This window comes from Methanomicrobium sp. W14, assembly GCF_017875315.1.
Taxonomy (GTDB): Archaea; Halobacteriota; Methanomicrobia; order Methanomicrobiales; family Methanomicrobiaceae; genus Methanomicrobium.
The window spans coordinates 636,297-648,333 of record NZ_JAGGMM010000002.1; the positions used below are offsets into that span (position 1 = coordinate 636,297).

The window sequence follows — 12,037 nt, forward strand, 5'->3', positions numbered from 1 at the left end:
CCTGTTCCGGGTGGGACTGGCAGAATTTAATACAACAGGTGTCTATCTTTAATTATGCAGCCGGAGAAATCCAAAAATATTCAGGCTTATAGTTGCTTATAGTTCATGCATTTTTTTGCAGAGGAATGTTTTATGGGGAAAAATTACAGTTTTATGGATATTATCTGCGAGTCGCCCTGCGTATTTACTATCGGAGTCGCAGGAGATTCAGGTTCCGGAAAAACCACTTTTACCGATTCTGTAAGAAAAATATTCGGTGAAGACCTTGTATCTACAATAACTCTTGATGATTATCATATCCTTGGGCGTGAAGAAAGAACAGCGCAGAACATTACCCCCCTGTCTTTTAAAGCGAATGACCTGGCACTCCTGGAAGAGCACGTCTTTATGCTGAAGTCAGGAAAGGCGATACAAAAGCCGGTATACAATCACAAATCAGGAAAACTGGACTCTCCGGTTTATTTTGAGCCTTCAAAGATCATCATATTTGAGGGCCTGCATTCTTTTTCAACGCCCGTTCTCCGGAGACTCATGGACTTCACGATATTTGTAAATCCCGACAAAAATGTCAAGTATGACTGGAAAATAAAAAGAGACGTCCAGGAAAGGGGATATGACAAAAATGATGTAATTTCAGAGCTTAAAATGCGCGAAGACGACTACGTAAAATATGTAGAACCCCAGGTTTCATATGCAAACGCGGTTGTTGAAATATCGGACTCCGTGTATGGCAAAAGGTTTCAGAATGCACGAAATGTCTACAGGGTCACTTTATCCCAGGAGAAGATGGACGAAACTGTGCGCAGGATCTCTCTCAACTTCAATATTTTTGCAATAAATTCACTTGACGACAGGGATTTCTGCATGGAATTTCGTCATTCGAAAAAATACGGAAAAAAATCCGGAGCATTGTCTCTTGACGGGGAATTTCAGTATGATGTCATCCGAAATCTTGAAAAAGGAATTTTGGAACAGTTAAATGCGAATGATATTCCGATATCCCCGGGGAAGCCGTATTTTAATGCGGTTGATCTTGTAAAACTTCTTCTTTCGTGGAGGATAATCAACAAACGAATGTCTATGGGTCCTAATGTGCCAGGAGCTGACAGGTGCAGACTGTGACATGAACCTGTAAGTCCCATATTTTCGGGCACTGGTATTCCTGGAGCCTTCCGGCGGCTATTTTACATGCAGATTATAATTGCACCATTTTTATGGTGATTTTTCGTATCATTTCCTTTTGAAGCATTTTTGACATAGAATATATCTTTTGAAAACTGGCTTTTTCGTATTATTTGTCTTTCCCCGGATGCTCTTCTTGTAATATACTCAAAAGTTTCAGACATATTTCCTGAATTTGGTGAACAGATATATTGCACTTTTCCGCGTGCCGTGAAAGTTATATTTATGCAATAAACAGGCAGACTGCATTGCCGTAGAAAAAAATATTAAAGAAACAGTTCAAAAGCCGGCATCACTATATTGAAATATTACCTAATTTGTAGATTAATAGTCGATAATGGTGTGAGACGTATGCTTAAAGTAGAAGACCTGCATGTGGAAGTGGAAGGAAAGGAAGTCCTTCATGGCATTGATCTTGAAATAAAGGATGGTGAAACGCACGTTCTTATGGGCCCCAACGGATCGGGCAAGACCACGCTTCTCCGCTCGATAATGGGTTTTTCAAATTACAAGATAACAGGCGGGAGTATATTCTTCAAAGGCAAGGACATAACCGACATCCCTCTCCATGACAGGGCAAGATATGGTATGGGGATGATGTTTCAAAGGCCTCCTACCATTTCAGGGCTTAAACTCGGAAAACTTCTTGGTGCAATATCGGGCAATGCACCGGAAACAATTGGGAAATTTGCAGGGCAGATGCATATGGCCGACTTTTTGGAAAGAGACATCAACGCCGGTTTTTCAGGCGGAGAAATCAAAAGGAGCGAAGTTTTGCAGCTTTTAGTCCAGCACCCTGATTTTGTCATGCTTGATGAACCTGAAAGCGGAGTGGACCTTGAGAATATTTCTCTTATAGGTCGTTCAATTGCAAAACTGGTAGATAAGGATCGTCATATCGTTGACAGGCATAAATCCGGCCTTATAATTACTCACACCGGGTATATCCTGGATTATATTGAGGCTGATGCGGGACATATGCTGTGTGACGGAGAAATAAAGTGTCATGGCAACCCGCGTGAAATTTTAAAGCTTATTCAGGAAAGCGGATACAGGGAGTGCATAAGATGCCAGAAGAACTGATTTCATCAATATCTGACGCAGATAAAGAACGCCTTGAAATGACAGGCATTGAGCTGGATGAAAAGAACCGGTCAGGCAGTTTCATACAGACGGACCAGCATATCCATCATTCATTCTCAAAGGTTGAGGGAATAGAGATGCTTCCCGTTGACATAGCCCTTGAAAAGTATGACTGGCTTAAAGAGATGTTCTGGAGTCTTGTAAAGCCTGACAAGGATGAATATACGCAGTTTGTTCATGAAAGGGAAGAAAAAGATGGTCCGCGTGGATTTGCGGTCATTGCAAAAAAGGGAAGCAAAAACATCTTCCCGCTTCAGTCATGTCTGTTCATGCAGAACTCCGAGGTGCAGACTGTCCATAATATTATTGTTGCGGAAGAAGGCGCAGAACTTCACCTGATAACAGGGTGCACAAGCAGCATAGGACGGGAAAAAGGCACTCATTACGGTATAACCGAGACGTACGTCGGCAAAAATGCACTTGTCAGCAATACTATGATTCATACGTGGGGTGAGAATATACGCGTTCTTCCAAGAAGCTCCACGCGTGTAGAGGAGAACGGAACATTTCTTTCCAATTACGTGAGCATGAACCCTGTCGGGTATGTCCAGATGTACCCTGTTGCAGACCTTGTCGGTAAAAACGCCGTTGCAAGGTTTAATTCTATAGCGGTTGCACAGAAGGGTTCTGAACTTGATATGGGCCAGAAAGCCATACTCAACGCCGAAGGAACAAGTGCAGAGCTTATATCGCGTCTGATTACAACCGGCGGAAAAGCAATCTCGCGCTCACATATTGTAGGTGCGGCTCCTGAAACCAAGGGTCATATCGAGTGCAAGGGACTTATATTAAAGGACGGAACAATTCATGCAATCCCAGAGATAGAGGGCCGTCTTACAAACACCGAGCTTTCTCATGAGGCGGCTGTAGGAAAAATTGCCCGTGACGAGATAGAGTATCTTATGGCACGCGGCCTGAGCGAGGAAGAGGCAACGGCAACTATTATCCGTGGTTTTCTGGATGTCAAGGTCATTGGCCTTCCCGTGTCTCTCCAGAGTAAAATTGATGCGGCTATTGACGCGGCAGAGTCAGGCTTTTAAACATATCACTCTATTTTTTTACTAATATGCCCTGTCATGACATAACCCGTGCTCTTTCAGAGAGTACAATGATATATCCCGGGGACCCCGGGATTAAAATAAAAACTATTGAAAACTCCGGGTACAGAGTTTCGGAGATATGTTTCTCGACTCACAGCGGAACGCACATAGACGCACCTTCCCATTACATCAAAACGGCGATGACTATCGACAATATACCTCCTGCAGTTCTTATGGGTGAGGTAAGAGTTATAGACCTGACATCAGTTGAAGGTTCCATAGGAAGATATGACCTGAAGGGAAAGCTCCTGGGTTCCAAGCGTATACTTTTAAAGACTTCCTTCTCCGGCAAAAAGGAGTTTGAGGAGTGCTATACCCATATAACCTCCGAAGCTGCCGGATATCTGATTGAGCAGGGTGTATTTCTCCTGGGAATCGACTCTCCGTCTGTGGAATCGTTTTCCGGGGACGGGTCTGTTCACAGGGCTCTTTTAAAGAGCAATATTGTAATAATCGAACTTCTTGACCTTTCCGTTATCGAAGAAGGCGTATACAGGCTTTGTGCCCTGCCGCTAAAACTGAAAGGTCTTGACGGGTCACCTGCAAGGGTGGTTTTATCTGATTTATGAAAGGTTGTGGTTTTATGAGTATTTTGTCTGAAGCAGTTGATGAGCTTGAAAAAAAATTGTCCGGCAGCGGGTGCGATCACGGCACAGTCTCCATAAAAAAGGCCCCTGGTAAAAGGATTTGTCCATATGTGGACGGTGAATGCCTGGTAACCGAATACGGGGGCAAATCCTGTGAAATTGTTACTTCATATCCTCTTGAGGTCAATACCAAAGTCTCTTTTATGTACGGGAGACCCTTAAAATCCCCTGTCCAGAGGACTGCCGCATGCGCAATAATAAATACCCTTTCAAATTTTCTGTGTTTTACAAGAATTGCAAAAGCATGCGACGAAGGATCATGTGGCGACTGCTTAAAAGAACTTGTGGAACAGCTGAAAGGAAAAAAGGTGTACCTTAACGGAAACCTTCCCGGGCTTTGGAGCAGTATACCGGGGCAGACTGTAGACTCCCCTGAAGATGCGGATATAATAATTGTTTCAGGTGATGGTCTTTTTGATAATGATCTGCTTGAAGTTACCGAAAAATATCTGGGTAAAAAAAGGGTTATTTTTACAGGTCCCTCTACTGCCGGTGTATGTGTGATGAAAAATTATGAGCACTGGTGTCCCTACGGGAAAAAGTAATTCCTAAGATAAGAGGGGAACAGATATCATAATAACCAGTGCAACGTTTTTTGAACCGGGTAATTTTTATCTTATATCAGAAGGAGAATTGATACTATGCTTTTCGGCTCATCTGGAATCAGACGTTTGTTTGACAGGGAATTTTTAATGCTATCACTGGATGTCGGTTGTGTGGTCGGAAGCGGCCTTGGTTCTGTTATTACCGCAAGGGATACACGGACAACAGGAAAAATTCTTCAGGACGCTTTTATGTCAGGTGCGGTTTATTCAGGTGCGGAAGTGTATGACGGGGGTATTGCACCGACCCCTACTGTTGCATATGCCGCAAAAGAAAGGGACGCCGGTTGCTGCGTTACTGCATCCCACAATCCCGAAAATTACAACGGCCTGAAGCTTATAAATCCGGACGGTTCAGCATTCACGAAAAAGCAGCAGGAGATAACTGAAGAAATGCTGTCTCGGGGTGTTCACGGTGACTGGAAAAAACAGGGTGTAATAAGAACAACTGATATTATTGAACCGCATAAAGAGGCGATTCTTAGATCTGTACAGGTTTCAGGAGATATGGAAATGGTTGTTGACTGCGGCGGAGGTGCCGGATGCATGATAACACCGATACTTCTGAAGGACCTGGGGGTGAAGGTGCACTGTATCAACTGCAACGTAAGCGGCAGGTTCCCGAGGCCTTCCGAACCTCTTGAAAAAAATCTGTCCTATATAAGCAATATGGTTAAAAAAACCGGTTCCTGTGGGGCTGTTATTCATGACGGTGATGCGGACAGGTTTATGGCATTCGACGAGAAGGGAAGATTTGTCGGAGGGGATAAAATGCTTATTCTTTTTGCAGAATATCTGGATGCAAAAAAAGTGGTTACAACCCAGGACGCCTCAATGGCAATAGAGGAGGTGGCAGACGTTCACAGGACACCGGTGGGAGATTCTTTTGTTTCGGAAGAACTCATTTCGTGGGGTGATTTCGGCGGAGAACCTTCCGGAAGCTGGGTTTTTCCGAATCATTCACTTTGTCCTGACGGAATATATGCAGCAGCCCTCTTCTGTAAAATCGCATCTGAAAACAGCATCTCTTCCCTTGTTGATGAAATGCCTGATTATCCTCTTCTCAGGAGTTCATATGCATGCAAAGATGCACAGGGAGTTCTTCTTGAAATGGGAGCGGAAATTCCTACGGACGGAATCAGGGTTGAAGGAGAAGACGGGTGGTGTCTTGTACGGGCAAGCGGAACGGAGCCGAAAGTGAGAATTACAGCTGAAGGGAAGACAGTTAGTATTGCAAGGCAGATGGAGGAGAAAGGTCTTTCTCTTTTGAAGTCTGCAGGGAAAAGGTATAAGCAGTCGCAATAAAGGAGTAATAAACACGATGGAATGCGTAATTCTTGCAGCCGGAGAAGGGAAAAGGATGAGGCCTCTTACAACCTCAAGACCGAAAGTAATGCTTCCTGTGGCGAACCGTCCTATGCTTGAGCATCTCGTTCTTGCAGTCCGTGATGCAGGTGTTTCCGATTTTGTTTTTGTGGTAGGGTATCATGAGCAGGAGATAAGAAACCACTTTAAAGACGGATCTTTCCTGGGTGTAAATATAAGATATACAACACAGAGACGCCAGATGGGAACAGCTGATGCGCTTCTTGCAGCACAAGGACTTGTAACCGGAAGGTTTCTCCTGTTAAACGGTGACATGATCCTGAAAACTGATGATATAAAAATTTTTTGCAAAAATCCTGCGCCCTGTGTGGGAACTTTTGAAAGCAGTCATCCCGAGGACTTTGGTGTTGTCATATCAGAAGGTACAACCGTTTCAGGCATATATGAAAAGTCAAAAAATCCGCCTGGAAATATTATTAACGCCGGGATTTACCTGTTTGATTTGGAAATATTTGATATCCTGAAAAATATCTCCATTTCCGAGAGGGGTGAATATGAGCTTACGGATGCACTGTCCGAATATATCAGTTCTCAGAGGCTTACTTCATGTATTATATCGTCGTGGTGCGATATAGGGGAACCGTGGAATCTGGTTGATGCAAATGAATCGCTTATGAAGAGTATCAGGGATGATATTTCAGGCATAATCGAGAACGGTGTCTGTATCAGTGGAAATCTTGTCCTTGGAAAGGGAAGTGTCATAAAATCCGGTACTTATATCGAGGGCAACTGCATAATAGGGGAGAACTGCGATATCGGTCCTCACGCGTACATTCGCGGGTGCACATCAGTTGGCGATAACTGTCATATCGGTCATTCTGTAGAGGTAAAGAATTCAGTGATATTCAGAGGCACCAAAATACCCCATTTTAACTATGTCGGAGACAGCGTCATAGGCTCGGGCTGCAATTTTGGAGCAGGCACAAAGATTGCGAACCTACGCCATGACAGAAAGAATGTGAGGGTTGCAGGTACAGATACAAAAAGGCGTAAATTCGGTGCTGTTGTAGGGGACAACGTACAGTTGGGTATAAACTGTTCTGTTAATACCGGAACCGTAATCGGAAGCGGCGTTACTGCCTCACCGGGTTCCTGTATTGAGGGAGTTATAAGCGACAATTCAAAAATTGTCCGGTGAAGGTGAATTTTAAAAATGCAGGCAGTAATTCTTGCAGGCGGAGAAGGATACAGGTTAAGGCCCCTGACACGCAGCCATCCTAAGGTCATGCTTCCTGTGGCAAACCGCCCGATAATAGATTATGTTATAGAAGCTCTTGTCAAAAACGGGATACGTGATATCATCATAGTTGCAGGGTACAGGCATGAGCAGCTTATCAGGTATCTCAATGATCTTGATATTAATGTAAAGATTGCAGTCCAGAAAAAACAGCTGGGAGCAGCAGACGCTCTTATGTGTGCAAAGGATATGATCTCAGGAGATTTTCTGCTTCTTCCCGGGGACAACTATATAGATGCAGAATCTATATCACGGATAAAAAACGAAAAAAATGCAATGCTTGTCGCAAAACACCCTTATCCGTCAAATTATGGTGTTGTTGAGACAGAAAATGGATTCGTAAAGGAAATTGTGGAAAAACCTGAAGTCTCAGGAGATATGACTGTGAGTACAGGCATTTTTTCGTTGTCAAGAGACTTTACTGAATTTCTCTCCGGTTACCAGATTCCTGATGCAATAAGCAGTATGGTAAAGCATGGAATGAAAATAAAAGCTATTGCAGCTGCCGGGTGGCATGATGCTATTTATCCATGGGACCTTCTGGTTATGAACAAAATAACTTTGGAATATGCCAAAAATTTCCTTTCCGGTGAAATAAGCCGCAACTCGGTTATTTCAGGAAAGGTGTCCATAGGCCGCGGGTCAAAAGTGAGCCCTTTTGCAGTAATAATCGGTCCTGTGGTAATCGGAGAAGACTCCTATATCGGTCCCAATACCTGTATAATGCCGTATACTTCAATTGGTTCGAGAGTCAGGGTTGAGCCTTTTACCTGTGTTGAAAATTCGGTAATCATGAGTGATTCCATAATAGGGTCTCATTCAAAGGTTGAAAAAGCGGTAATCGGAGAAGGCTCGGTACTTTCTGATCATACCTCGGTTGTTCCCGGAATTTATCTCAATGAAACTGACGGGAAAATCATAAAAGGTGAATTTGGTGCAGTCATCGGTGAAGGAACTTATTCGGCTCCTTTTACGGTATACAGTCACTGTGTAGTCGGAAATATGTCACGTGTGGAGACCGGCAGGGTGATTGAAGGAAGCCTGCCTGATAATACTATAGTAAGATGATAAAGCTGTACCGGGTGGAATAGAGTATGTGCGGAATAGTCGGCTATGTAGGAAGAAGAAGGGCTGCGCCTGTTATTATTGAGGGACTGAAAAAACTCGAGTACAGGGGATATGACTCTTTTGGTGTTGCCACTTCATGCAGCGGGATAGAGATGATAAAAAGACAGGGCAGGATCTCAGATTCTGGTGACTGTGCATCAGAGCTGTCCGGGTTTGCAGGAATAGGGCACACACGCTGGGCAACGCACGGTGTCCCTAATGACGTAAATGCCCATCCTCATACCGACTGCACCGGAAACATTGCAATTGTCCACAATGGCATTATTGAGAATTATATCGAATTAAAACGCCTTTTGATCTCTGAGGGGCATATTTTTTTGTCTGAAACAGACAGTGAGGTTGTCGCTCATCTTGTTGAGAAGTATTACAAAGGCGACCTTCTTAAAGCTGTATTCCTTGCAACGGAAAAACTTGAGGGGTCTTATGCTCTTCTCGTTATATGCGGGAGTGAGAAAAGAATAATTGCGGCAAGAAAAATGAGCCCTCTTGTAATCGGCGTCGGTGACGGTGAAGTCATTGCCTCCTCTGATATGACTCCTATTCTTGAATATGCCCGGAAGATGATATTCCTCGAGGACGGTGACGTCGCAGACGTAATGGAATCAGGTATTCAGGTGTACAACGAAAAAAATCCTGTTGAAAGGTCTCCGAAGATTGTGGAATGGGATTTTGAATCTGCAAAAAAAGGCGGTTTTGATCACTACATGTTAAAGGAGATCTTCGAGCAGCCTGATGTATTTTATAAAAGCTTCTCATCCGAAATTGATGAGGGTTCCATGCTTGATTTAAAGAAAGCTTCTTGTGTGACTGTCGTCGCCTGTGGGACCTCCTGGCATGCAGGGATGATCTTTCGGTATCTTATGGAAAAATACTGCAAAATTCCGGTGAGAGTTGAGATAGCCTCGGAATTTTCAAATTTCACGCCATTACATGATTCAGTTATGGTTGCAGTTACACAGTCCGGTGAAACCGCCGATACTCTTGCAGCTTTAAAATCCGCAAAAAAAGAGAATTTTACAACATTTGCCATAACAAACGTACCCGGAAGTTCGGTTACAAGAATTGCGGACCATGTTCTGTATACCTGTGCAGGACCTGAAATCAGTGTTGCTGCAACCAAGTCCTTTACTGCACAGGTTGCGGTACTCATGAAAATTGTCTCGTGCCTTTCAGAAAATTTCATTGAAAAAGAACTTTTGGGTATTCATCCCCTGATAGAGGAGGCTCTTTTGTTTGACGCACAGCCTGCTGCAGAAATATGCAGAAGTGCAAACAGCCTGTTTTTTGTAGGCCGGGGTGTTTATTATCCCGTTTCTCTTGAGGGCGCCCTTAAAATGAAAGAAATCACTTATATCCATGCTGAAGGCTATCCCGCAGGAGAACTTAAACACGGGCCTTTCTCACTTTTATGCGGTGAAACACCTGTTATAGCAATATGTACCGGAGATGACTCATATCCTGTGATGATGTCTAATATAAAGGAGATAAAGGCAAGAGGGGCACCTGTAATTGGAATAGGTTCTGCAGGAGATATAGACCTTGAAGAGATCTGCGACATCTATATTCCGCTTCCGAAGTCTTCCGGGATATGTGAGATAGTAACTGCATCAGTTATTCTTCAGGAGCTAGCGTACAAAACGGCTGTTCTTCTGGGAAGGGACGTTGACAAACCCAGAAACCTTGCAAAAAGTGTGACAGTGATTTAAAAAGTTAAAGAAATTATGATCTGGGGATTATTAAAGAACCCTGATACATTTATACGGTTTTATGTAGCCTTATCCGGACTATTTTCAATGAACCTAATCCCGACATTGTCGGTTTTTGTTTCAAGGGCTATCTCAAGTCCTATGTCTTTTGCGATTTTTTCGACTTCGCATCTTCCCTTTTTTGTAATTACTGCAATAGAAGGTCCCACTGAGCTCATGCCAACAAATTCCAGCCCTGTTTCCTTAAGTCTGCTCATATAGTGGTATATTTCAAAAGAGTTGTGCTCGACTTCGGCACGTTTGGACCCCCTGAAATCTATCTCCCACATTATATCTCCGATTTTTTTCAGGTCCTTCTTTTTAAGTGCAGGAATCAGGTCCATTAATATCATGTACGCCTTAAGCTCCCTGTCGCGGTAATCAAGTACTCTTGCCCTGTTCATAAGAAGCCTGAACTCCTCTTCGCCGGCCGAGTCTGCACTTGTCGGTGGCATAATTATGTAGACATTTTCATTCTCGGCAAATACACTGTGATAAACAAGCGTCAGGTCATCACCCATAACAGCCATTCCGCCGTATGTTGCAGCAGCGGGGCCGACTCCTGTTTCAAATCCACGAATTATCCTGCCGTCTGTTGTCTCTTCGACGTAGTTGCAGCCAATAAGAAGCCTGATTTCTTCTGATGTAAGCGGGTTTCCTACAGCCCTGTTCATGGCGTGGCCCGCGGCAAGCATCACCGATCCGGTTGAGCCAAGTCCGATATGCTTTTTTTCGTGATACCTTATGCATATTTTAAATCCCCCGGAGTAGCCTGTTACTTTTTTGAAGACCTCAACAAAGTGCTTTATAATAGGCTTCCTGGAAAAGTCAATTTCTGTCTTTTCATCAGTACATTCGACGACTGCCGTTGTGTATACGCTTATGGCAAAACCCAGGCCGCCTCCTCCGGGCCGTTCGGGTGCGAAACGGTTCATATCAAGAACTGAAAGGTGTATCCTTGCAGGAACTTTAACTTCAACCGGATTTCTATCAGATTTCAGCGCAAAATTTCTTTTGTCGATACCAAGAGTTTTTATGTTCTCGCCTATGCAGAAAGGCGAAAATTCATATTCAACAAGATCCAGGTCTCCGCCTCGGATCATCATTTTGGACATTAAATTCTCCAAGTCAAAAACAGAGCGGTAATTTACTTTCTTTATTTTCTGTCAAAGAAAATGCTCTTACCTGAGGCTGACAGCGGTATTGCATATGCAACCGTGCACTTTTCGAGCCAGCCAAGTTTCAGTGCTCCTACGCCTGCCGAGAACATGATTCTGTTGTCAATGTTATGCATAGATGCGGTCTTTGCAGCAGATCCTACGGCAATTCCGAGGTCGGCCTGCCTGACGATGCAGTTAGGACCGTCAAAAGCCGGGTATCTGCCGACACTTTTCCTCTGTACCGAAAGCATGTCTTTGCATGTGGAAAATCCGCATCCTCCGCAGTTAAGACTGAGACTTCCGTCTCCCTGTGCCCCTATTATCACGCAGCATGAACATCTTTCAATGCATCCTGCGTCACGAAGGAAAAATCCCAGATTGTTCTCTTTGCCGAACTGTATCATGGATTCGGCAAGCAGTTTCAGATCTTCACCTGATGCTATCCTGACTGCGATAACGTCACTGCCCTTTGCTTTGGGCGCAGTGCGTGCCGATACCGCCATTAACTTTGCGACTATCATTACGCCGTCATCTTCGTCAGACATCTGTTTTTATCTGGTAGTGAATACCTGATAAAATATTCGTTTCTTTTTTTCTCGGCGGATGAGTGCGGACTTAACTGAATTGCCTGAATAATTTTTGACTGAAGATTTTGTCTATATAAAAAGAATACCTTTTAGACAGCCTGCGGGAATATCTGATACCGT

The 12,037-nt window shown here is 43.8% G+C and carries 12 protein-coding genes; 9 read left to right on the forward strand and 3 right to left on the reverse strand.

Going from position 1 to position 12,037, the window contains the following annotated elements; genetic code table 11:
• Positions 1-132: 132 nt before the first annotated feature.
• On the forward strand, positions 133-1,122 hold the full coding sequence (locus J2128_RS08950; RefSeq protein WP_209690779.1) for a phosphoribulokinase: 990 nt from the start codon (positions 133-135) through the stop codon (positions 1,120-1,122).
• Positions 1,123-1,184: 62 nt separating this feature from the next.
• On the opposite strand, the gene J2128_RS08955 is transcribed toward J2128_RS08950, so the two are convergent.
• Positions 1,185-1,346: a hypothetical protein gene (locus J2128_RS08955; protein ID WP_209690780.1), complete on the reverse strand. Its 162-nt coding sequence runs from the start codon at positions 1,344-1,346 to the stop codon at positions 1,185-1,187.
• A gap of 187 nt (positions 1,347-1,533) precedes the next feature.
• On the opposite strand from J2128_RS08955, the gene J2128_RS08960 reads away from it, so the two are divergent.
• From J2128_RS08960 to glmS, 8 genes are all read left to right on the forward strand, one after another.
• The gene (locus J2128_RS08960) at positions 1,534-2,265 is read left to right on the forward strand and encodes an ABC transporter ATP-binding protein (protein WP_209690781.1); all 732 of its coding nucleotides are present in this window, start codon (positions 1,534-1,536) and stop codon (positions 2,263-2,265) included.
• Positions 2,250-3,365, forward strand: coding sequence for a SufD family Fe-S cluster assembly protein (locus J2128_RS08965; RefSeq protein ID WP_209690782.1), 1,116 nt, complete (start codon positions 2,250-2,252; stop codon positions 3,363-3,365). The genes J2128_RS08960 and J2128_RS08965 overlap by 16 nt, the downstream gene beginning before the upstream one ends.
• Positions 3,366-3,391: 26 nt before the next feature.
• On the forward strand, positions 3,392-3,994 hold the full coding sequence (locus J2128_RS08970) for a cyclase family protein (protein ID WP_209690783.1): 603 nt from the start codon (positions 3,392-3,394) through the stop codon (positions 3,992-3,994).
• Positions 3,995-4,008: 14 nt separating this feature from the next.
• Positions 4,009-4,617: a hypothetical protein gene (locus J2128_RS08975; protein ID WP_209690784.1), complete on the forward strand. Its 609-nt coding sequence runs from the start codon at positions 4,009-4,011 to the stop codon at positions 4,615-4,617.
• A gap of 96 nt (positions 4,618-4,713) precedes the next feature.
• A complete protein-coding gene (locus tag J2128_RS08980; RefSeq protein WP_209690785.1) occupies positions 4,714-5,979 on the forward strand; it encodes a phosphopentomutase/phosphoglucosamine mutase in 1,266 nt (421 codons plus the stop codon).
• A gap of 16 nt (positions 5,980-5,995) precedes the next feature.
• On the forward strand, positions 5,996-7,198 hold the full coding sequence (gene glmU / locus J2128_RS08985; RefSeq protein ID WP_209690786.1) for a bifunctional sugar-1-phosphate nucleotidylyltransferase/acetyltransferase: 1,203 nt from the start codon (positions 5,996-5,998) through the stop codon (positions 7,196-7,198).
• Between the two features lie 15 nt (positions 7,199-7,213).
• The gene (locus J2128_RS08990; RefSeq protein WP_209690787.1) at positions 7,214-8,365 is read left to right on the forward strand and encodes a sugar phosphate nucleotidyltransferase; all 1,152 of its coding nucleotides are present in this window, start codon (positions 7,214-7,216) and stop codon (positions 8,363-8,365) included.
• Positions 8,366-8,391: 26 nt separating this feature from the next.
• Complete coding sequence (gene glmS, locus J2128_RS08995; protein ID WP_209690788.1) at positions 8,392-10,131, forward strand: glutamine--fructose-6-phosphate transaminase (isomerizing); 1,740 nt, start codon at positions 8,392-8,394, stop codon at positions 10,129-10,131.
• Between the two features lie 59 nt (positions 10,132-10,190).
• Here glmS and J2128_RS09000 read toward each other — a convergent pair whose 3' ends face one another.
• Together J2128_RS09000 and J2128_RS09005 are read right to left on the reverse strand one after the other, a co-directional pair.
• Entirely contained in the window at positions 10,191-11,285 is a 1,095-nt protein-coding gene (locus J2128_RS09000; RefSeq protein WP_209690789.1) for a GHMP kinase, read from the reverse strand.
• 41 nt (positions 11,286-11,326) lie between these two features.
• Positions 11,327-11,875 (reverse strand): ferredoxin domain-containing protein, encoded by a 549-nt coding sequence (locus J2128_RS09005; RefSeq protein WP_209690790.1) that lies wholly within the window; start codon positions 11,873-11,875, stop codon positions 11,327-11,329.
• Between the last annotated feature and the right edge of the window lie 162 nt (positions 11,876-12,037).

Coding starts and splice junctions, on each gene's coding strand:
- J2128_RS08980 (WP_209690785.1), top strand. CDS start 4,714: ATGCTTTTCGGCTCATCTGGAATCAGACGTTTGTTTGACAGGGAATTT.
- J2128_RS08970 (WP_209690783.1), top strand. CDS start 3,392: ATGCCCTGTCATGACATAACCCGTGCTCTTTCAGAGAGTACAATGATA.
- glmU (WP_209690786.1), top strand. CDS start 5,996: ATGGAATGCGTAATTCTTGCAGCCGGAGAAGGGAAAAGGATGAGGCCT.
- glmS (WP_209690788.1), top strand. CDS start 8,392: ATGTGCGGAATAGTCGGCTATGTAGGAAGAAGAAGGGCTGCGCCTGTT.
- J2128_RS08955 (WP_209690780.1), bottom strand. CDS start 1,346: ATGTCTGAAACTTTTGAGTATATTACAAGAAGAGCATCCGGGGAAAGA.
- J2128_RS09005 (WP_209690790.1), bottom strand. CDS start 11,875: ATGTCTGACGAAGATGACGGCGTAATGATAGTCGCAAAGTTAATGGCG.
- J2128_RS08990 (WP_209690787.1), top strand. CDS start 7,214: ATGCAGGCAGTAATTCTTGCAGGCGGAGAAGGATACAGGTTAAGGCCC.
- J2128_RS09000 (WP_209690789.1), bottom strand. CDS start 11,285: ATGTCCAAAATGATGATCCGAGGCGGAGACCTGGATCTTGTTGAATAT.
- J2128_RS08965 (WP_209690782.1), top strand. CDS start 2,250: ATGCCAGAAGAACTGATTTCATCAATATCTGACGCAGATAAAGAACGC.
- J2128_RS08960 (WP_209690781.1), top strand. CDS start 1,534: ATGCTTAAAGTAGAAGACCTGCATGTGGAAGTGGAAGGAAAGGAAGTC.
- J2128_RS08975 (WP_209690784.1), top strand. CDS start 4,009: ATGAGTATTTTGTCTGAAGCAGTTGATGAGCTTGAAAAAAAATTGTCC.
- J2128_RS08950 (WP_209690779.1), top strand. CDS start 133: ATGGGGAAAAATTACAGTTTTATGGATATTATCTGCGAGTCGCCCTGC.